The sequence below is a fragment of the Altericroceibacterium spongiae genome (genome assembly GCF_003610805.1).
In the GTDB taxonomy this organism is placed as follows: domain Bacteria; phylum Pseudomonadota; class Alphaproteobacteria; order Sphingomonadales; family Sphingomonadaceae; genus Altericroceibacterium; species Altericroceibacterium spongiae.
The window spans coordinates 88,057-108,717 of sequence record NZ_RAPF01000005.1 but is presented as its reverse complement, the minus strand read 5'-3'; the positions used below and the strand labels follow the sequence as shown (position 1 = coordinate 108,717).

Sequence of the window (20,661 nt, the reverse complement as noted above, 5' to 3'; positions counted from 1 at the left end):
CTGTCTTTAAAGACGTTATCTATTTCACGACACCGGCACTCGCGAGCACGGCAAGCGTCAGAATATCGGGAGCTGCTGCCGTCATAGGAGCGATCTGAACCGGCTTTTCCATGCCGATCAGCATTGGACCAATCACTGAATTGCCACCCAGTTCGCGTAGCAGCTTGGACGAAAGATTGGCCGACTGCAGACCCGGCATAATCAGTACGTTGGCCGGAGCCGACAAGCGGCTAAATGGATAATTCGCCATGATGACCGGGTTGAGCGCCGCATCGGGACCCATTTCGCCTTCATATTCGAAATTGGGCTTTTCCTGATCGAGAATATGTACTGCACCGCGCAGATTTTCCAACCAGCGTCCCGCCGGGTTACCAAAGGTCGAATAGGACAGGAAGGCAACACGTGGTTCATGGCCGAGACGACGTGCCACAGCGGCGGTTTCCTTGGCGATATGTGCCAGTTCCTCAGCCGTAGGTCTCTCATTGATGGTGGTATCGGCAAGGAACACGGTTTTGTTCTTACCGATCATCAGATGAACCCCGAAAGGCATGCCGCCCGGCTTGGGATCGAGCACGTGACGCACTTCCTTCATGGTCTGTGCAAAAGGCCGGGTAAGGCCTGAAATCATCGCGTCGCCATGCCCCAGCGCGACCAAGGCACTGGCAAAGATGTTGCGGTCCTGATTGACGATCCGGCGCACATCGCGTTCCATAAAGCCGCGGCGCTGAAGGCGCTGATAGAGATAATCCACCATTTCCTGCACATAGGGTGAATCCGCCGAGTTCTGAATTTCAAAAGCTTCAGGGTGGGCCACGCCCAGTTCCTTGAGCTTGGTAACCACTGCCTGTGTCCGACCGACCAGAACCGGCGTGCCATATCCGAAATCACGAAACTGGATAGCCGCACGCAGAGTCACTTCTTCTTCCGCCTCGGCAAAAACAACCCGTTTAGGGTGAGCCTGCGCATCAGCATAGACCTGTGTCAGCACCGAAGTCGTGGGATTGAGCCGTGCCTTGAGCTTCATTTTGTAGGCTTCCAGATCCTCGATCGGAGCCTTGGCTACACCGGTATCCATCGCCGCTTTGGCAACAGCAGCCGATACACGCTCCATCAGACGCGGATCGAACGGGGCGGGAATGATATATTCGGTGCCAAAACGGTGATTTTTGCCGTAAGCAGCAGCAACCTCTTCCGGCACACGCTCACGTGCGAGTTCGGCAATAGCTTCCGCAGCGGCCATCTTCATTTCTTCATTGATCGCCGTAGCCTGCACATCCAGCGCACCACGGAAAATGAAGGGGAAGCCAAGCACATTATTGACCTGGTTTGGATAATCCGAACGACCTGTAGCGATAATGGCATTCGGGCGCACCTTCTTGGCTTCGTCCGGCCAGATTTCAGGGGTCGGATTAGCCATCGCAAAGATGATCGGTTTATCCTGCATCTTTGCGAGCAATTCAGGCTTCAACGCGCCACCGGCAGACAGACCGAGGAAGATATCAGCACCATCAAGCGCGTCAGCAAGTGTGCGGGCGTCGGTGTCGATCGCATGCGCGCTCTTCCACTGATCCATCCCTTTTTCACGCCCACGATAAATCACGCCGTCCCGGTCGCACATAGTGACATTTTCATGTCGAACGCCCATCGCCTTGATAAGCGCAGTGCAGGCGATGGCCGATGCGCCAGCCCCGTTGACCACCATCTTCACATCTTCGAGCTTGCGCCCTGTCAGATGACAGGCATTGATAAGGCCCGCCGTGGCAATGATCGCTGTGCCGTGCTGATCGTCATGCATCACCGGAATATTCATCCGCTCACGCAGAGTCTGCTCAATGATGAAACATTCCGGCGCCTTTATATCTTCCAGATTGATACCGCCAAAAGTCGGTTCCATCAAAGCAACGGCATTGATGAAAGCTTCAGGATCTTCGGTGTCGAGTTCGATATCCATTGAGTCGACATCGGCAAAACGCTTGAACAGTACCGACTTGCCTTCCATCACCGGCTTGGAAGCAAGCGCACCAAGATTGCCAAGGCCGAGAATCGCGGTACCGTTGGAAATCACTGCTACCAGATTGGATCGTGCCGTATAATCGGCAGCCGCCGCCGGATCTTCTGCGATAGCCTCAACCGGCGCTGCCACACCGGGCGAATAAGCCAGCGACAAATCGCGCTGGGTCGCCATGGGCTTGGAGGCGATAATCTCGATCTTACCCGGGCGCTTTGCCTTGTGATAGAAAAGCGCTTCGCGGGTGGTGAAACTCGAATTGTCTTGTTCGGCCAAAGCTCTTTAACTCCTGTCTCTGGCGGCTGCTTAAACGCCCCTAACGAAAAGCGGTAGGGGAAAGCTCCCTGAACCCCATTCCGAATCTTTGCAAGGATCGCTACCGGAAGATTATGGCAGGTTCCGCAACACCGATGATGGCGCAATATCTCGCTCTCAAACAAGAGGCAGAAGATTGTCTGCTGTTTTACCGCATGGGCGACTTTTTCGAACTCTTTTTCGACGATGCCAAGACCGCAAGTAGCGTGCTCAATATTGCTCTGACCACACGCGGCGAACATCATGGAGAGCCGGTGCCCATGTGCGGCGTGCCGGTCCATTCAGCAGAAAGTTATCTCGCGCGCCTTATCAGGGCAGGCTGCCGGGTCGCTATTGCCGAGCAGGTGGAAACGCCGGAAGAAGCAAAGAAACGCGGCGGCTCCAAAGCACTGGTAAAGCGTGATATTGTACGTTTCGTTACCGCAGGCACGCTGACTGAGGAAGCCCTGCTCGAACCGCGCCGCGCCAACATGCTCGCCGCGATAGTCGAACTTCGCGGAACTTGCGGTATCGCATCCTGCGATATTTCCACCGGACGGATGGAACTCGAAGAATGCGCACCTGAGCGGCTTCATGCCCAACTTGCCCGGATAGGAGCAAGCGAGCTTGTTGCTCCCGACAGCTGGCTTGCGGAAACAGACATAGTTTTGAATCAGGCCATTCCTCGTGCGAACCAAGATTTTTCGAGCGATGAGGGTGAGAACCGGCTGAAAGCTCTTCATGGTGTCTCGACACTCGATGGATTCGGCCAATTCAGCCGCCCCATGCTTGCCGCTGCCTGTGGCCTGATTACCTATCTCGACCATGTCGGACGAGGCACATTGCCTTTCCTTCTGCCTCCTGTTCTGCGGGCTAGCGATAATAGCATGGCAATGGACGAAGCGACGCGAGCCAGTCTCGAAATCGTTCAGTCCCAACAAGGCAATCGAACCGGCAGTCTGCTTGCCGCTATCGATCGCTGCGTTACCGGCGCGGGTGCACGCCAACTAGTAGAAGACCTCTCAGCCCCTTTGGTCAATGCACAGGCTATTGAGGAACGATTGTCAGCTGTAGACTATTTTCGTCAGGACGCGATTCTGCGGGGGGACATGCGCGAAATGTTACGCAGTCTCCCTGATATTGGCCGCGCATTGGGCCGAATCGTTGCCGGACGAGGTAGTCCGCGCGATCTTGGCCAGATTCGCGATGGTCTTACCAAAGGTATAGCCATTCGCCACCGGCTGAATGAAAACGACAATCATCCCACCCTGCTCGCAAGCCTGATGCCCGGGCTCGACAAACATGACGAGCTCATTGACCTACTGTCCCGTGCTCTCATCGCTTCACCGCCAACTGAACGTGGCCAGGGTGGTTATATTGCTGAAGGCTATGATGCTTCACTCGATGAATTGCGCGGTATCTCCGGCAATGCGCGGCGCGCGATTGCCGCTCTCGAAGGGCGCTACCGCGAAGAGACCGGCATTTCCTCGCTGAAGATCAAGCACAATGGCGTGCTGGGTTATTTCATCGAAGTGCCCAGCCGCCATTCTGAAGTGCTGATGGCACCGGACAGCGATTTCACGCATCGCCAGACGATGGCCAATGCGGTGCGTTTCAATTCGCTCCATCTGCATGAAGAGGCAAGCCGGATTGCCGAAGCAGGTGGGCGCGCTATTGCAGCCGAAGAATCCCATTTTGAAGATCTGACCCTTTCCGTCGTGGCTGCAAGACAGACCATAGCCGAAACCGCTTCTGCACTCGCTCGGATCGATGTGGCGGTCGGACAGGCAGAAAGAGCCGCCGATGGCGACTGGTCACGGCCAACCATTTCAGAAGATACGGTGCTCGATATCAAAGGCGGCCGCCATCCGGTGGTAGAGGCTGCTCTCATGGCCAATGGAGAGCGTTTCGTGGCCAATGATTGCCAGCTCCAGCCAGCTGACAGGCTATGGTTGGTCGGTGGGCCGAATATGGGCGGTAAGTCGACTTTTCTGCGGCAAAACGCCTTAATTGTATTGCTAGCGCAGGCAGGATGCTTCGTACCTGCTGCATCAGCCACTATAGGACTGGTCGACCGGCTGTTCAGTCGTGTCGGGGCATCGGATAATCTTGCTCGTGGACGCTCAACCTTCATGGTCGAAATGGTGGAAACCGCCGCCATTCTGGCGCAGGCAAGCGAGCGCAGTTTTGTCATTCTCGATGAAGTGGGCCGCGGTACGTCTACTTATGACGGTCTGGCACTCGCCTGGGCAGTGGTGGAAGCAGTGCATGAACGTAATCGTTCACGCTGCCTCTTTGCCACACATTATCACGAACTGGCCCGGCTTGCCGATACATGCGATTCGCTTTCACTCCATCATGTGCGGGCGCGTGAATGGAAAGGCGATCTGGTTCTGCTGCATGAGCTGGCACAAGGCCCGGCCGACCAGTCCTATGGCCTTGCCGTGGCGCGGCTAGCCGGTGTTCCGAAAGACGTCGTGTCGCGCGCCAAAATGGTGCTCGATAAACTCGAAAAAGGCCGGGCCGAAACTGGTGGGCTCGCCGCTGGTCTGGGAGAACTCCCGCTCTTCGCCGCCGCAACACAGGCAGAAGAAGAACAATGCGACCAATTGCGCACGGCTTTGTTGGCTCTGGATGTCGACGCGCTGAGCCCGCGTGAAGCGCTGGACATGCTGTATGAACTGAAGCGCGAAGCCGCAAATTGAAAGGAAGATTGCCTTTAACGGGGGTCCGGCTAGATTATTTCTATGGCCGATGGGCAAAAGAATTCCACTGAGCTGGCCGAAGACCGGACCGATCTTGCCGAAGACCGGACGGTTCAGGCTACCGAGCGTACATTCGCCGGATGGCTGCGCACAGCCTTTGCCGCTATCGGCATCGGTCTTGCCTTTAGGGCAGTATTTGGCGATTTCGAACCACCGTGGCTAGCCAAGGCAATAGCCACCTTGTTTGTGCTACTGGGTGCCACCATCGCAATCACGGCCCAAAACCGCGCTTGTAAAACGTTCGAACGGCTTTCAACTCATCAGGTAGACAAACCGGATCTGCCCAACATCCGATGGATGAGCTGGTCCGTGGTAGTCGGAGCAATGGTGTTGATTGCCGGTTTCTGGGTTTTGAATGATGGCCGGATCGGACCGTAATACATATCGGCTTACCCGGCCTTCATATGCGATGCGTCTTTAACTGCCATCTCCGCGCAATCCGTCGCTATTATGGCCTTCGCCATATTTATCGACATTATCATCGTAATTCGGTTCACCGCGATAGGCATCCATATCCACCCGACCGCTTGATTCCATATCGCGCATATGATCGACCATATCCTGTGTGGAATCATTGAGCAGGCCACTATCGCCCTGGTCTCTTTCACTTTCAGTCGGGCTTTCGCTGCCAGGCGTCAGTGCCTGCGCCTCTTCTGACACCTCCTGTGCCTGGGCGAGATGATCGTCCTGCTCGTCATTATGCGTTTCAGGCGCCATATCGGCTTGACGCTGTTCCTGATTTTCAACGGGCTTATCAGTCATCGGATATCTCCTTTGACTGATTAACGGGTAGCATGCCTCGCCTGTTCCCAATCAGCGGGTCGGCTGAGCTTCCTCTTCGGAATAGTCATAAAAGCCTTTGCCGGTTTTCTTCCCAAGCCAACCCGCATCGACATATTTAGTGAGCAACGGTGCAGGGCGATATTTGGAATCGCCGGTGCTTTCAAAGATCACATGCATGATTTCAAGACACGTATCGAGGCCAATAAAATCAGCCAGTTGCAAAGGCCCCATCGGGTGATTGAGACCAAGATGGCAACCTTTGTCGATATCAGCCACATTGGCTGTACCCTGCCCCAACACGAAAACCGCTTCATTAATCATCGGCAACAGGATGCGATTAACTACAAAGCCTGGCTCGTCTTCGCTCAGCACTACTTCTTTGCTAAGGCTTTCAGCGAAGCTACGCGTGCGAGTGACCGTATCATCGCTGGTTGCCAGTCCCGGAATCAGTTCGATCAGTTTCATGACGGGAACGGGATTAAAAAAATGGAGCCCAATAAAACGCTCCGGGACCGGTGTTGCCGCCGCCATGCGTGTGATCGAAATCGAACTGGTGTTGCTGGCAAGAACAGCTTCATCGGCCAGAACAGCACAGGCCTGTTCGAAGATGGCTTTCTTGATCTCTTCGTTCTCGGTCGCCGCTTCAACAATCAGCTCCGCATCAGTCATCGGCGCATAATCGTCAATCGGCGTGATCCGGGAAAGGGCAGATTGTGCATCCTCCGAGGTCATTTTCTCCTTGCTGACCAGACGATTCAGCCGCTTGGCAATGCCATCTTTCGCCTTTTCCGCAATGGACAGATCACGATCAGTCAGTAGCACCTCTATGCCGCTGGAAGCCACCGTGTGGGCGATTCCTGCACCCATCTGCCCTGCTCCAATAACTCCGATCCTTCTCATCACGCCACTCCTTCGCAGTTGCAGCACGCATATAACGGCCTGGAGGCCGCTTTGCTAGCGATTGAACAGCAGGATAATTGCCACGACGAAGATAGCAGCTGCCTGATACTTGATACGGGACATCATGGCGCGGTTCTGCTTCAGTTGCAGCTCTGTTACTTTGTCTGAGCCACTTTCCAGATCGATTCTGGTGCTTTGAAGAAAAGCAACGATCCCGCGAATTAGCGAAACGACCACCATAATCGCCAGAAAGATCAGCAAAATAACCAGAAACGTGTTCATATATGTCATTCTAACGAATGAGACAGAACAAGACCAGCGGGGAAAGTTCCTGCACGCAGATCGGCTGCCAAGATCAACCCGTCCTGCCCTGCCAGACGGCGATCCACCAGGGATGGAGATCCGCGCCTTTTAGCCAGTTTGCGGCCATCATCATCCACCAGCAAGTCATGATGATACCAGTGCGGGCTCGGCAAGCCGAGCAACGCTTGAAGTAAGCGATGAATATGCGTCGCCATAAACAGATCCATTCCACGTGTGACCAGCGTCACACCATCGGCAGCATCGTCCAGCGTGGCCGAGAGATGATAACTTGAAGGCGTATCGCAATCCTTACGCACCAGAACCACATCGCCCATGAGATCGGCCGACATCCTTTGCTCACCAAACCGCTCATCTATCCAAGTAAGCGGTCCAACAGCCTCCATGGCCGCCGCAACATCCATCCTCCAGGCAACCTTTTGCCTCGTCGGGTCGGGAGGGTTATGGCGGCAATGCCCGGGATAGATCGGCCCCAACGGTCCCATTTCGGGATCTGTGGCCATAATATCCGCCCGGGTACAATTACAGGGATACAGCAATCCCGTCGCTTTCAAGCGTTCGGCTGCCTCTGAATATCTGGCCAGTCTTGTCGATTGTGGCGGGACATCTTCCCACGATAGGCCAAGCCATTGAAGATCAGCACGAAATTCGTCCGCCAGCTCGGAGCGTGAGCGGCTCCCATCAATATCCTCGATCCGCAAGAGAAAACGTCCGTCACCCATCCGGGCACAATCATGAGCGGTAATAGCAGAATAGGCATGGCCAAGATGTAGAGAGCCATTCGGAGAAGGGGCAAAGCGCGTAACGATCATTCCGGCACTGTCCTAGAGGCTAAACATAAATTTAGCCAAAATTTCTGTGGATTATGCTTTTGTAACAGTCTTGACGCTTTTTGCAGCAAATGCTCACCTGCATTCATCAGGGAGGGCACAAAGAGTGTTCAAAGCCGAACTGATCGAAAGAGCAGCTTGCTTCCGCAGTGCGGATGAAGATCCCACACGCAAGCTGGAAAACTGCCCGGCGCTGGTTCTCAACGCCGATTACACTCCGTTGTCCTATTATCCGCTGAGCCTCTGGCCCTGGCAAACAGCCATTAAGGCAATCTTCCTCGAAAGGGTGGATGTCGTGGCGAGTTATGATCGTGCGGTTCATTCGCCTTCGCTCGACATACAGATTCCTTCTGTAATTGCCCTGCGGCAATATGTGAAACCGAGCGAATTTCCGGCTTTCACACGGTTTAACCTGTTCCTGCGGGACCGCTTCGCCTGCCAATATTGCGGATGCCACGACCATTTGACCTTCGATCATGTCATCCCACGCAGACTGGGCGGCAAAACGACATGGGAGAATATCATCACCGCCTGCGCCCCCTGCAATATGCGGAAAGGCGGACGCACGCCGGAACAGGCTCATATGAAGCTAAAAGTGGAACCGATCCGGCCAACAAGCTGGCAATTACAGCAATATGGCAAGGGATTCCCGCCTAATTATCTTCATGAAACCTGGCGGGACTGGCTTTATTGGGATATCGAACTGGAAGAGTAATTCATCGGCAGACCGGACAAGTATCGCCTTTAACCGTCGATCACCTGTGCAGCGGGATGGTGCTTATCGAGATGCTTTTTAATGATCTTCAGATTGCGCGAATTGGACCGATAAACAAAGTCGAACAAATCGCCGGCTACCGGAATAGCACCGATAGCACTGTCAAAAGCGATATTGCCCGCCATGCGCCATAATTTCCATTTCGGGATACCCAGATTGCGCGCTTCCCATATGATATAGGCGCCCATAGCCGCTGTGATGACATCACCTACCACAGGAATGAGGCCGATAACGGCATCGAGACCAACGCCGCGTTTTATGCCCGGCACGGTAAAGGCTCGCTCAAGAAGCGCTTCCATCATCTGGATCCGCTGACGGATGGAGGCTGGATCGTTGCCAACCGGCATTTCGATCCCCATGGAGCGCGGACGTTTATTATCAGACATTTGGTACCTTCCCGCCTAGCTGACCTTCCTGCTCTAATTGGGAAGTGTAGCCAGTTCCGGCAAGGGATGGAAAGCCCAGCGATTGACGGCGAAGCCTTCCTGCCGCCCCCGAACTAACGACCAGCGAATTGGTGATCCAAGCGGAATATAAGCATTAGCAGAAGTCAGTTCCGCTTCTGCCTCGGTCAGCAGAGCCGAGCGCTCCCCAGAGTCGGTCGCGGTCATGGCTTCCGCTACACGCTGGTCGGCCTCAGCTGAGCAAAGACCTCGTTTCAGCCGGCAATTGAACTGGTTGAGAAACCAGCGTGCACCCGCATATCGGGCGACATTATCGACCAGCACCATATCGGCAGCCTGTGCATCCGGTGCACGGACAAGCGTAATACCTATTTCCGCATATTGGCTGCCCAACGCATCCAACAGCATATCATAACCGGGACCTTCGGGCAGGAAGACAGTCATACGAAGTTGTAATGGCGTATTTTCCTTATCTTCCTTCGCCATGTCGGCTGACACTTCAGCTTCCGTCCTGTCGAGTTCGCTTCTAACCGAAGCTTTCCAGGCTGCGACACGTAAAGCCGCCTCTTCGCGTCGCTCTTCCATGGAAATATCGGCCCATCTCTCACCGATTGTGCCGAGATCGCCTTGCAGACCTGCTGCCACGATACGCGTGGTCGGAATCCAACCAGCAAGATTGAGCGCTTCGCGCAGACGATTCCGGTCCAGCGCCAGACTGAGAGCTTCGCGCCCTTCAGGCTCTGCAAGAAAGCCCTTTTCATGTCGAATCTGGAGTCCAAAGAGGCCCAGCGCAGGGTCCAGCTGCAAGGTCCCGCGCGCAAGCGGCCCCATATCGGTAAGAGGAAGGCTTCCCAAACGGCCATCGACCACCAGATCAACCGCACCATTCTTGAAGCGTTCAATCGCATCTTTTGCGGTTAACGGCACAATGTGGACCGGACGATTGTGCTGAGCCCATTTTCCATCCAGCGGCAATCCCAGTTCTTCAGGCGGACGCAAGAGAAGCACAGCTTCATCGTCTTTCCTGGTCATGGTCATCAGCCCCATACTGCCACTTTCGCGACGAATCGCGAATTCAGGCTGTGCAAGAAGTTGCAGAAAATCGGGCATCGGGCTCGACAGGCGAATCTCGATCACCCGTTCTGCCATCGCGCGAACTTGGGAAATCTGCGCAGTGTCGAGGCCCAGCTCGGTCCCGGTCAGAGCACGCAGAGTCTGACGCAAACTTTGCCTCACGCTACGTGCGGTGATTGCGCTGCCATCAGGCCATTTCCCATCCCGCAGGCGGAAAATATAACTCATCCCGTCTTCCGTCACGATCCAGCGATCAGCGATGGCAGGAATAACTTCACCGTTACGATCCAGCCCGACAAGGCCACTTTCAGTTGCCCCGCGCAAATAACGCGCCGGCGGGGTCAATTGCAGCCCCTTTGCATAGAGCGCTTCGGCGGATGTGGGAAATGCAACAGTAACGGGGCCGCTCTGCTTTTCCTTACACCCCGTTATTGCGAGAAAGGCGCAGCAAAGCATAAGGATTCGGGCAGGGACCATGCGAAATCCTTACGCGTAGCGGTGACCCGCATCAACGAATAGATGGATCAGATCTTACGCAGCTTCTTGGGATCGCGATCGTCCGCTTTACCGACGGCAGTGCGCGTGTAACGCGGTGTATCGAGATCACCCGACATATTGACCGGATTGCGCACCTGTTTGGCGTCGATTTCATCAATAAAGGCAATACCGAAACGATTATCCTGCGTCCACGCGACAGTGCCTTCCACCCAGCCGATATTACGCAATTCGACGGAAAGCTGCGTCCCACGCATAACCTTCACATCTCCCTCAGCCATCATGCCGCGAGAAGAGAGATTGCGCACACGGACCGTATGAAGCTGCTCGCTCCCATCCACACGCAATTGCGCGAGAAGGAACAGGCTGTCCCGGCTAACCTGGCGAGTATCGACTTTTGCCATTATCCTACGATCTTGCCACAAGAAAAATGCTTCAGCATTGCTGTGCATGAATATACTGCAATACAACAAGTTTATCTGCTCTTAAGATCGCAAACGCAATCATAAAAGGGCAGGTTCCCCGTCAGCAGCCTGTGTCAATAGGCGTCAATCGTCGCGCGAAATCTTTTCACGACGTTCATGAGCCTGTTGCGCTTCCACCGTCATGGTGGCAATTGGCCGGGCGATCAGACGATTGATACCGATCGGCTCACCCGTAACTTCGCACCAGCCATACTCACCCTCTTCGATCCGCCGTAAAGCTGCATCGATCTTGGCAATCAGCTTGCGCTGCCGATCCCGGGTCCGCAATTCGATCCCCCAGTCGGTCTCACTGGAAGCGCGATCATTAAGATCGGGCTCCCGGATCGGACCATCCTGAAGCGATTGAAGCGTGCTTTCAGCAGCCGAAAGAATCGCCTTTTTCCATTCAAGCAAAAGCACTCGAAAATAGTCTTGTTGTTTGGCCGACATATATTCTTCGTCATCGCTGGGTGTGTAATCACCATCCAGCGCTCGCTTGGCCTTCGCGAGAATATCGATATCGTCACCTAAAATGGTAGCCATCTATGCTACTCCGCAATCGGTCCACCTCCCCATATCGGTCTTAACGGCGTGCTGTTCCGCTGCATCTTTTATCGTTAAGCCCCGATGGGCCGGGCGTATAAAGCGAGTGATATTTGCACACAAGTCGCAATCCCCCGTGAAGGCAAACAAAATTATAAAAATGCCTCGTGATCCCCGTTTTCCGGCATTCGGAATGGGTCGGGCATAAAGGACAGAGGCTGTATCTTCCATTTACCGCTTGTGGAAATCCACCAAATGATCGAGCGCAAATTTCGTTCATCCTTTACGAAAAGGACTTCGACTTCCGAGAAACAGCTGATCGGCAGCTACACCATCGCGCTCCTGTTCGAGATATTCGGCTATAGCGGCGCGAAAACCTGGATCGGCAATCCAATGGGCAGACCTTGTTCGGACCGGTTCATAACCCCGCGCCAGCTTATGCCCTCCTTGCGCTCCGGCTTCGACCCGTTTCAGTCCAAGTGCAATCGCAGCGTCGATCGCCTGATAGTAGCATAATTCAAAATGGAGAAAGGGCTTGTCGACGATACAGCCCCAATAGCGGCCATACAACGCCTCACTTCCGATGAAGTTGAGTGCACCGGCAATCGGGTTTCCATCCTGATAGGCCAGAATAAGCAGAATCTGATCGCCCATTCTTTCGCCAAAGAGATCAAAAGCTTCACGTGTCAGATAGGGTGTACCCCATTTGCGTGCACCAGTATCCTGATAGAATTCCCAGAAAGCATCCCAATGTTCCGCTTTCAGATCATCACCCGACAGGTGACGAATTTCGACCCCCTCTTGGGCTGCCCGACGCTCCTTGCGTATCGCCTTGCGTTTGCGTGACGCCAGTTTCTCGAGAAAATCGTCGAACTGGGAAAACCCCGTATTCTCCCAATGAAACTGGATATCGCTGCGGGTAAGCCAGCCAGCCTCTTCGAAAAGCGGTAACTGGCGCGGATCGATAAAAGTCGCATGCGCGGAAGACAGATCATTCTGCTCGCATAGCGCTTCGGCAGCTCTCAGTAGAAGGGGGGCCACACTTTCATCTCGTAACAGAAGTCTTGGCCCGGTAGCCGGTGTAAACGGTGCCGCAATCTGTAATTTGGGATAATAATTCCCGCCTGCCCGGTGCCAGGCATCTGCCCAGGCATGATCGAATACATATTCGCCCTGACTATGACCTTTGATGTAGGAGGGAAGCGCCCCCAGCAAACCACCCTGTGTGTTTTCGATGACCAAGGGGGCAGGGCTCCATCCCGTGCCGGGCCCGACGCTGCTCGAATCTTCCAGCGTGGTAAGAAAAGCATGCGACATAAATGGGTTGCTCTCACACCCTCCATCCGTAGCCAGCCCATCCCACTCATCGGCAGAGAAAGTGCCCACCGAGGAAGCCACGCGCGCAATCAGTTTATTGTCAGACATTGCCTCATAAATAGGGCATTTGGGTCCATTATACGACCCCCGAGCCTTCAGCAATCGGGGCATCAGCATATTGAGCCGCCAGCCCCACAAGCCCAGGCTGATCGACCGTCCAGGTCAAAACCGGCATGCCGCGCCTGCGTTGCATGGCCGCGAAACGGCTGGGCAGGTCACGCACATCATAAGCGAGAAAATCAGGTCTGGCGCGCCACAGAGCAAGGTGACGACGAATTGCTCCAGACAAAGTCCGCGCGTTCTTTTCACTCATAACCAGCCCGCGACAGATGCTGTCGGCATAACGGGCAAACCAGCTTACTACACGCGAATCGAAACTCATCACTGCCACAGGCCCCGGATAGCCTTCCAGCTCACGCCGAACGGCCAGGCAAATTCGTTCAACCCGGCCCGTATTGCGCGTTTTGACTTCTACCAGCAGCGGCACCCGGCCCCGCACCAGTTTCAGCAGATCGTGCAACGTTGCTATATTATCGGCCGAATCGAGCAGAGCCGTATGCGTCAACTCCCCCACCGTGCGATGTCCTACCGGGCCTCGATGTCCGGTCAGCCGGTCAAGTGTCCAGTCGTGAAAAATGATTGCTCGGCCATCCACACTGGCCTGCACATCGCATTCAATACCCATTCCGGCATTGAGCGCTGCTGAAAAGGCCGACATCGAATTTTCGACCCGTGCTTTCCCGTGCAGGCCGCGATGAGCGAACTGCCAGTTATATAACCATTCTACGCGCTGCGCAGGAGGAGCTGGAGCTCGCCAGCGGTCAATCAGTCGCCAGAGCAATGATCGCATCCACTTCCACGGCTGCATTGAGCGGCAGAGCAGCCACGCCAACGGCACTGCGCGCGTGACGACCAGCCTCACCCAACACCTCGGCCATTAATTCAGAAGCGCCATTCGCCACTTTCGGATGATCTGTATAATCTGCTGGCGAATTGACAAAAACGCCGAGTTTGACCACCTTTTCGATCCGGTCGAGCGAAAAACCCGCCGCTTTGATTTGAGCCAGAATCATCAATGCACAGGCCTGTGCTGCCGTTTGGCCCTGTTCCAGCGTCAAGTCAGCACCGAGTTTACCCGTCACCAAGGTGCCATCGACAAAAGGGAGCTGCCCCGAAACATGAGCAAGACCATTCTGTACGACCACGGGCAGATAGGCCGCAACCGGCGCAGCGGCTTCTGGCAGTATGTAACCTTTTTCAGCCAGACGGGCTTCGATACTCATTTGCGTTCTCCATGAAGATTGTCGAGCAGCCAGGGCAAGGCCTCGGCCCAGTTATCTATGCGTGCGTCGGCATCCCCGGCTTCCAGCGCACAAGGCACATAAGGGGCGATACTGGGTTCTCCGCAGAAGTGCAGGCGGCCGATTTGCGGCAAAGCCTCCGCGGCTGAAGCGTGGTGGATAGCCAGATCGTCCACGAACACCGCCCGATCCGGCTGATATTCGTTGAAAATACGTTTCAGCGCTTCGCCTTTCGGCCCTTGGTTGGTGAAAACCGGCGCGTCAATTCCGTGTTCTCTCAATTGCTTCACGCGCGCTTCATTGCGCATATCTCCCAGATTGGTCAGAATCACCACATCGGCATCGCGCTGTAACTCCGAAATGGCATTTACGGCTCCGGCAATCGCTGTCTGCCTCGGCATTTCCGTATCGAAAAACAGATTAAGATAATGAAATGCATCGTCCTGAGTGAGATACTCGCCTGTCTCGCGCCGGGTCATGGATTGCGCAAAAGGCTGGCCTTTGAGGGTGAAATCCACCCCGTGTTCTTCATCCAGCCAGTCGCGAAAATGACGCACCATGTGGAGCAGCACTTCATCGCAATCCGAAATGAGAAGCGGGCGATTCATCGATCCAACCTTTCACGCGCTGCTGCCAGTTCACCCGGTTCGATACCGATCATTTCGGCAGCTGCAACCAGATCCGGTTCGTGCGCACACAGAAAATCCAGCACCGCGCCCTGAACCACCCGGTCCGTCACGCCGTCACGCAGGGATTCGGGTGTGAGGCCGGTCAAAGCCAGAAAGCGTTGCGCCCGGTCTTCATCGCTCAGAATCCAAGCGAGGGCCTGCAAGGCCAGTACAGACGGGTCATGAGTCATATGGTCGGTCCGCTTAACAATTGCCAGCATCCTGCAAGATCGGTAAACAGGCCGGTAACCTTTTCTTTCCTGAAGGACATGTCCGGGGGACACATGACCAAGCGGATCCTCGTTGTCGAGGATAACGATCTCAATCGGAAGCTTTTCTGCGATGTGCTGCGAGCCAGCGGGTTCGAAGTGGAGCCTGTAGCCGATGGCCATGCCGCGATCGAACGAACACGTGATTTTATGCCCGATCTGGTTATCATGGACATTCAGTTGCAGGACGTTTCCGGGCTTGATCTGATCGCTGAAATCAAGCGGGACCCCGCCCTTCGGGACATTCCGGTTCTGGCTGTGACCGCCTATGCCGGAAAGGGTGACGAAGAGCGGATACGCGATGCCGGGGCGGAAGGATATCTGGCCAAGCCGGTCTCGATCGGACCGTTCATGACAACCGTCAAAACCCTGCTCGATGACAGAACGAATGTCAGCGCCAGACAGGCAATTGCTTGACAAGCTCCCCATGCGCCGCTTTTGCGCCGCATTTGGGTTTTAGATGACGTGTCATACGTCAAGGAGTTCCGTCATGGACCGCGCAGACATCGATAGTCGCATCCGTTCTCTGATCGAGCCTTTCAACAAGAAGGGCGTCGAGATCACAGAAAACACCAGCTTTGCCGGTGATCTCGAATTTGACAGCCTGACGGTGATGGATTTCGTCGCCGCTATCGAAGATGAGTTCGACATTATCATCAGCATGAACCAGCAGGCCGAAATCGAGACTTACGGCCAGTTGATCGATGCTGTGCATAAATTGCAGAACGGTTAAACGATCATGAGCGAAGGTATCAGCCAGTCCGACCGGCCCGTGACGCATGACGCTGAAAAGGGCGATCTGTTTTCCAAATTCGATCCGCTTATCAAACAGCGCGAAGATCTGCTGGAAAGCGGCGTGGAAGACCCGTTCAACCTCGTGATGGAGCGGGTTCTCTCTCCGACCCAGGCGATCTGCAACGGGCGCGAAACGATTTTGCTGGGCACCTATAATTATATGGGGATGACATTCGATCCCGATGTGGTTGCAGCCGGCAAGCAGGCTTTATCCGATTACGGTTCGGGCACCACGGGCAGCCGGGTGCTGAACGGAACCTATCAGGGCCATAAGGAATGCGAAGAGGCGCTGAAAGCGTTCTACGGCATGGATCACGCCATGGTCTTCTCGACCGGCTACCAGGCCAATCTCGGAATCATTTCGACCATTGCCGGAAAAGGCGATTACATCGTCCTCGACATCGATAGCCATGCCAGCATCTGGGACGGCTGTTCGCTCGGCAATGCCGAGATCGTTCCCTTCAAGCATAATGACATCGACGCGATGGAAAAGCGCCTGCGTCGAATCCCTGAAGAGGCCGGCAAGCTCGTCGTGCTCGAAGGTGTCTATTCGATGCTCGGCGATATCGCTCCGCTGAAGGAAATGATCGCGGTCGCCAAAAAATACGATGCGATGGTCCTGGTCGATGAAGCGCACAGCATGGGCTTCATCGGTGAGAACGGCCGGGGCGTTGCCGAAGCGCAGGGTGTGATCGACGATGTCGATTTCGTGATCGGCACTTTTTCGAAATCTGTCGGTACGGTGGGCGGCTTCTGCGTCTCCAACCATCCCAAATTCGAGATCATGCGCCTCGTCTGCCGGCCCTATGTCTTCACCGCCAGCCTGCCGCCGAGCGTTGTCGCCACCGCTGCGACCTCGATTCGCAAGCTGATGCATAATGCCGATAAGCGCAAGCATCTGTGGGACAATTCGCAGCGTCTCCATGCCGGGTTGAAAGAGCGCGGCTTCACGCTGGGTACCGAAGAGGCGCAAAGCGCCATCGTCGCGGTCATCATGCCCGATCTCGAAAAGGGCGCGGCCATGTGGGAAGCGCTGCTGAAGGAAGGGCTCTATGTCAATCTGGCGCGCCCGCCGGCGACCCCTGCCAATATGACGTTACTGCGCTGTTCGCTCTGCGCCGAACATAGCGAAGAGCAGGTCGGGACGATTCTCGATATGTTCGAGCGCGCGGGCAAAACTGTGGGGATCATCTGATCCGAAAAGCGCGAAAGCGCATGGGCAAGGCCGGGCAGGACCGGATCAGGCCACCAGCCAGGCCTTGCCCGCGCGATCTGCGCAAATGAGCGGCTCTGCATAAGGGAACGCTGAAAGCCACGGAACACAGCCCCCCTTTGCCGAGTCTTTCTCCTGAAACGCAAATCAGGAGAAAGACCTATGACGACCAATACAGGCACCGCCCGATATGAAGGTCTCGGTAAAAGCGGCAAGGGCCATGTCTCGACCGGAAGCGGCGTGCTCGACAATCAGCCCTACGGTTTCAACACCCGCTTCGAGGATGAGCCGGGCACGAATCCCGAAGAGCTGATCGCGGCGGCTCATGCGAGCTGTTTCACCATGGCGCTGAGCTTTGCACTGGCCGAAAAAGGGCTTTCCAAGGGCACGCTGGAAACCACCGCCCGGGTCAGGCTGGAAAAAGACGGGGCGGGCTTCACCGTGACCCGCTCCGACCTGACATTGACGGGCAATGTGCCGGGCACCGATAAAGAGGTATTCACCGATCTGGCCAATACCGCCAAAGCCAGTTGCCCGATTTCCCGCTTGCTCAATGCCGAAATCACGCTCGAAACCACTTTCGAGGACTGACCATTTTCGAGGACTGACCGGGCCGGCGGGATGTGAAGTGAGAGGCCTGCCAGCCTCTCCCCCTCCCATCCTCAGCCAGGCTGGATCATGGTGGCCGATTCGCATTTGTCATGCGCTTCGCCGCCATCATGGCCAAGCAGCGAAAGGGCCAGAATTCCGCCGATCAGCAGCACGGTAAACACTGCTGTCACCAGCCCGAGATATTTATCGATAAACCGCTTGATCGGCGCCCCGAACAGGCGGAACAACACACCCACGCTCATGAAAATCAGCCCGCGCCCGGCAATGCTGGCGAGAATGAATGTCACCAGATTCATTTCGATGAAACCGGCGGTGATGGTCAGCAATTTGAACGGCACCGGCGTGGTGCCCGCCAGCACGATCACTTCCCAGTCATATTCGCGCAGATAACAGGCCGCCACGGGAAAGCTCTCGGTAAGGCCCAGCGTATCGATCAGCGTCTGGCCGATCGCACCGTAAAGACCCCAGCCGATCCAGTAGCCGAACAATCCGCCCACTACCGAAGCCAGCGTAGCGACCAGCCCGAATCGCAAAGCCTTGCTCGGCCGCGCGAGACACATCAGCCCAAGCAGCGGATGCGGCGGGATGGGGAAGAAACTGGATTCCATGAAAGCGAACAGCGCGAGCCAGCCGGTAGCATGGGGATGAGCCGCTTTTTCCAGCGTCCAGTCATAAAGTCGGCGCAGCATCGGGCCCTCATATCCGCGTCTGATAGGCTCCGCTCTAAAAGAGCGCGTGCAGCACCGCAACCACTATCACTTAACCTTTTTGGTTATTTTATCTTGACATTGTCACGCTGATTGGTTAGCAATCAGGAACATCGCGAAGGTCCGACTCGCTCAGGCCGCGTTTTTCTTCTCCCAGATCTCACGGATATCCCGACATGACTCACACCGAGGCCTTACAGCCGCGGCGGCGTTCCGCGCGCACCAAAATCAGAGCCGATCTGCGCGAAGGCGAAAGCGGCCATCTCAATCGCCACTGGCGCACTGTATTTCTCGACAAGCTGGCCGATACGTCCAATGTCAGCGCTGCGGCACAAGCGGCAGGCGTCACCACGGCGCGCGCTTATAAAACACGCCGCAGCGAGATCGCTTTTGCCCGGCAATGGCACAAGGCGCTGATGGAAGGTTACGAGCATCTCGAAATGGAGACGCTCTATCGCCTGCGAATGGGCGCGCCTGCCGATGGGCCGAAATTCGATATCGGTTCTGCCCTGCGGCTGCTCGCTTTGCATCAGGAAACTGCACAGCGCGAAAGGGCCCGGCACGAGGATTTCGACGAGGCAGCCCTGCTCGCTTCGATCAATGCCCGAATCGCCAAAATGCGCGAACGCGAAAAGGCCGCGCGAAAATTGCTGCCGCCCGGTTCCGCCACCGCCACACAGCCCGATGGAACCGGCGATGAAAAGCCCGCTCATGGATGAGGCTCTGCGCGGCTTTACCTCGCTGAACGATACCGATCGCACAGCACTGTTTTCCTATCTCACAGAGGAACAGAAAAAGAATCTTCATTATTGCTGGGACATCTGGGCGCGGCCCGAACAGCTTCCGCCCGCGGCAGTCTGGCGGCTCTGGCTGATCTGCGCCGGGCGCGGTTTCGGCAAGACACGGGCCGGAGCCGAATGGGTGATCCGGGTGGCGCGCGAAGATCCCGAAGCGCGGATCGCTCTGGTCGGGGCCTCGCTCAACGATGTCCGTTCGATCATGGTCGAAGGCGAAAGCGGTATTCTGGCCTGTGCCCGCCCGGCGCGGCGCCCTTCTTACGAACCGTCTCTGCGCCGTCTGCAATGGCCGGGCGGTGCGCAGGCACTGCTCTATTCCTCGGCCGAACCCGAAAGCCTGCGCGGCCCGCAACACAGCCATGCCTGGTGCGATGAAGTGGCTAAATGGGACAATGCCTCCTCCCGTGCGCTCAAGGCATGGGACAATCTGCAACTGGGTATGCGTCTGAGTGAAAACCCGCAGATCCTCGCCACTTCCACGCCGCGTGCGGTCCCGCTGATGCAGCGCCTGCTGGCACAGGAGAGCGAAGCGGGCGTGGTCGTGACGCGCGGTTCCTCTTTCGACAATGCAGCCAATTTGCCGCATCGGTTCATGGCCGATATTCAGCACCGCTTCGGCGGCACGACGCTGGGGCGGCAGGAACTGCTCGGCGAAATGCTCGGTGAAGTGGACGGCGCGCTGTGGAGCCGCGCGCTGCTGGAACGCTGCCGGGTGGAAGTGCCGCAACCGCTCATCCGCATCGTGGTCGGGGTCGATCCCCCGGCCTCGGCGCATGGCGATCTGTGCGGCATTATCGTTGCCGGTATCGGTGAGGACGGCCATGGCCGGGTGCTGGCCGATGCCTCGCTCGGCCCGGTCGGGCCGGAACGCTGGGCGCGGCAGGTCGCGCTTACCGCGCAGAGCTGGCAGGCCGACCGGGTGGTGGCCGAAGCCAATCAGGGCGGGGCCATGGTCGAAAGCGTGCTGCGCGCAGCCGATTGCGCCATGCCGGTGCGGCTCGTCCATGCCAGCCGGGGCAAGAGCGCCCGCGCCGAGCCGGTTGCCGCCCTTTACGAAGCGGGCCGCATCACCCATGCGGCGCAGTTTCCTGCACTGGAAGACCAGCTTTGCGGAATGATGGCGGGCGGCAGCTATGAAGGCCCCGGCCGCTCCCCCGACCGTGCCGACGCGCTGGTCTGGGCCCTTACAGAATTGCTCCTCACCCGCCGCACGGGGCCCCGTGTGCTGACTTTCTAACGCGTGCTGACTTTCCAGATCGTCGCTTG

24 protein-coding genes are annotated in these 20,661 nt (G+C 56.2%); 9 read left to right on the top strand and 15 right to left on the bottom strand.

Annotation, left to right across the window (positions count from 1 at the left end):
- Window positions 1–19: 19 nt before the first annotated feature.
- Window positions 20–2,284, bottom strand: a complete 2,265-nt coding sequence (locus D6851_RS10725) for an NADP-dependent malic enzyme (RefSeq protein ID WP_120324903.1) — start codon at window positions 2,282–2,284, stop codon at window positions 20–22.
- Window positions 2,285–2,397: 113 nt separating this feature from the next.
- Here D6851_RS10725 and mutS point away from each other — a divergent pair, with 113 nt between their 5' ends.
- Window positions 2,398–5,007, top strand: coding sequence for a DNA mismatch repair protein MutS (gene mutS / locus D6851_RS10720; RefSeq protein WP_183030065.1), 2,610 nt, complete (start codon window positions 2,398–2,400; stop codon window positions 5,005–5,007).
- Between the two features lie 42 nt (window positions 5,008–5,049).
- A complete protein-coding gene (locus D6851_RS10715) occupies window positions 5,050–5,445 on the top strand; it encodes a YidH family protein (protein ID WP_120324902.1) in 396 nt (131 codons plus the stop codon).
- Between the two features lie 39 nt (window positions 5,446–5,484).
- On the opposite strand, the gene D6851_RS10710 is transcribed toward D6851_RS10715, so the two are convergent.
- From D6851_RS10710 to gluQRS, 4 genes are read right to left on the bottom strand one after another with little or no spacing between them, the layout of a single operon-like run.
- Window positions 5,485–5,829, bottom strand: a complete 345-nt coding sequence (locus D6851_RS10710; RefSeq protein ID WP_120324901.1) for a hypothetical protein — start codon at window positions 5,827–5,829, stop codon at window positions 5,485–5,487.
- 51 nt (window positions 5,830–5,880) lie between these two features.
- A complete protein-coding gene (locus D6851_RS10705; RefSeq protein ID WP_120324900.1) occupies window positions 5,881–6,750 on the bottom strand; it encodes a 3-hydroxybutyryl-CoA dehydrogenase in 870 nt (289 codons plus the stop codon).
- A gap of 54 nt (window positions 6,751–6,804) precedes the next feature.
- Window positions 6,805–7,032: a hypothetical protein gene (locus D6851_RS10700; protein ID WP_120324899.1), complete on the bottom strand. Its 228-nt coding sequence runs from the start codon at window positions 7,030–7,032 to the stop codon at window positions 6,805–6,807.
- A 5-nt stretch (window positions 7,033–7,037) separates the two neighbouring features.
- Window positions 7,038–7,883: a tRNA glutamyl-Q(34) synthetase GluQRS gene (gene gluQRS, locus D6851_RS10695; protein ID WP_120324898.1), complete on the bottom strand. Its 846-nt coding sequence runs from the start codon at window positions 7,881–7,883 to the stop codon at window positions 7,038–7,040.
- A gap of 124 nt (window positions 7,884–8,007) precedes the next feature.
- On the opposite strand from gluQRS, the gene D6851_RS10690 reads away from it, so the two are divergent.
- Window positions 8,008–8,616, top strand: a complete 609-nt coding sequence (locus D6851_RS10690) for an HNH endonuclease (protein WP_120324897.1) — start codon at window positions 8,008–8,010, stop codon at window positions 8,614–8,616.
- A gap of 29 nt (window positions 8,617–8,645) precedes the next feature.
- Here the strand turns inward: D6851_RS10690 and D6851_RS10685 are convergent, their stop codons facing one another.
- The 9 genes from D6851_RS10685 to D6851_RS10645 form a co-directional block, all read right to left on the bottom strand.
- A complete protein-coding gene (locus tag D6851_RS10685) occupies window positions 8,646–9,062 on the bottom strand; it encodes a DUF4112 domain-containing protein (RefSeq protein ID WP_238474037.1) in 417 nt (138 codons plus the stop codon).
- Between the two features lie 33 nt (window positions 9,063–9,095).
- Window positions 9,096–10,631 (bottom strand): ABC transporter substrate-binding protein, encoded by a 1,536-nt coding sequence (locus D6851_RS10680; RefSeq protein WP_120324896.1) that lies wholly within the window; start codon window positions 10,629–10,631, stop codon window positions 9,096–9,098.
- A gap of 47 nt (window positions 10,632–10,678) precedes the next feature.
- Window positions 10,679–11,053: a PilZ domain-containing protein gene (locus D6851_RS10675; RefSeq protein WP_120324895.1), complete on the bottom strand. Its 375-nt coding sequence runs from the start codon at window positions 11,051–11,053 to the stop codon at window positions 10,679–10,681.
- A 144-nt stretch (window positions 11,054–11,197) separates the two neighbouring features.
- Entirely contained in the window at window positions 11,198–11,656 is a 459-nt protein-coding gene (gene dksA, locus D6851_RS10670) for an RNA polymerase-binding protein DksA (protein ID WP_120324894.1), read from the bottom strand.
- Between the two features lie 276 nt (window positions 11,657–11,932).
- Window positions 11,933–13,081: a GNAT family N-acetyltransferase gene (locus tag D6851_RS10665; protein WP_120324893.1), complete on the bottom strand. Its 1,149-nt coding sequence runs from the start codon at window positions 13,079–13,081 to the stop codon at window positions 11,933–11,935.
- A 28-nt stretch (window positions 13,082–13,109) separates the two neighbouring features.
- Window positions 13,110–13,883: a glycerophosphodiester phosphodiesterase family protein gene (locus D6851_RS10660; protein WP_120324892.1), complete on the bottom strand. Its 774-nt coding sequence runs from the start codon at window positions 13,881–13,883 to the stop codon at window positions 13,110–13,112.
- Entirely contained in the window at window positions 13,855–14,316 is a 462-nt protein-coding gene (locus tag D6851_RS10655) for a RidA family protein (protein WP_120324891.1), read from the bottom strand. Before D6851_RS10655 ends, D6851_RS10660 begins: the two co-directional genes overlap by 29 nt.
- Window positions 14,313–14,942: an HAD family hydrolase gene (locus D6851_RS10650; protein ID WP_120324890.1), complete on the bottom strand. Its 630-nt coding sequence runs from the start codon at window positions 14,940–14,942 to the stop codon at window positions 14,313–14,315. Before D6851_RS10650 ends, D6851_RS10655 begins: the two co-directional genes overlap by 4 nt.
- On the bottom strand, window positions 14,939–15,193 hold the full coding sequence (locus tag D6851_RS10645; protein ID WP_338014748.1) for a DUF3572 domain-containing protein: 255 nt from the start codon (window positions 15,191–15,193) through the stop codon (window positions 14,939–14,941). The genes D6851_RS10650 and D6851_RS10645 overlap by 4 nt, the downstream gene beginning before the upstream one ends.
- A 93-nt stretch (window positions 15,194–15,286) precedes the next feature.
- On the opposite strand from D6851_RS10645, the gene D6851_RS10640 reads away from it, so the two are divergent.
- The 4 genes from D6851_RS10640 (at window position 15,287) to D6851_RS10625 (ending at window position 17,870) form a co-directional block, all read left to right on the top strand.
- Window positions 15,287–15,688: a response regulator gene (locus D6851_RS10640; protein ID WP_120324888.1), complete on the top strand. Its 402-nt coding sequence runs from the start codon at window positions 15,287–15,289 to the stop codon at window positions 15,686–15,688.
- Between the two features lie 73 nt (window positions 15,689–15,761).
- A complete protein-coding gene (locus tag D6851_RS10635) occupies window positions 15,762–16,004 on the top strand; it encodes an acyl carrier protein (protein ID WP_120324887.1) in 243 nt (80 codons plus the stop codon).
- Between the two features lie 6 nt (window positions 16,005–16,010).
- Entirely contained in the window at window positions 16,011–17,261 is a 1,251-nt protein-coding gene (gene spt / locus D6851_RS10630) for a serine palmitoyltransferase (RefSeq protein WP_120324886.1), read from the top strand.
- A 180-nt stretch (window positions 17,262–17,441) separates the two neighbouring features.
- Window positions 17,442–17,870, top strand: coding sequence for an OsmC family protein (locus tag D6851_RS10625; protein ID WP_120324885.1), 429 nt, complete (start codon window positions 17,442–17,444; stop codon window positions 17,868–17,870).
- 71 nt (window positions 17,871–17,941) lie between these two features.
- Here D6851_RS10625 and D6851_RS10620 read toward each other — a convergent pair whose 3' ends face one another.
- Window positions 17,942–18,580 (bottom strand): YqaA family protein, encoded by a 639-nt coding sequence (locus D6851_RS10620; RefSeq protein WP_120324884.1) that lies wholly within the window; start codon window positions 18,578–18,580, stop codon window positions 17,942–17,944.
- A 194-nt stretch (window positions 18,581–18,774) separates the two neighbouring features.
- On the opposite strand from D6851_RS10620, the gene D6851_RS10615 reads away from it, so the two are divergent.
- Window positions 18,775–19,317 (top strand): hypothetical protein, encoded by a 543-nt coding sequence (locus tag D6851_RS10615; RefSeq protein ID WP_183030064.1) that lies wholly within the window; start codon window positions 18,775–18,777, stop codon window positions 19,315–19,317.
- The gene (locus D6851_RS10610; protein ID WP_238474036.1) at window positions 19,295–20,632 is read left to right on the top strand and encodes a DNA-packaging protein; all 1,338 of its coding nucleotides are present in this window, start codon (window positions 19,295–19,297) and stop codon (window positions 20,630–20,632) included. Before D6851_RS10615 ends, D6851_RS10610 begins: the two co-directional genes overlap by 23 nt.
- Window positions 20,633–20,661: the final 29 nt, after the last annotated feature.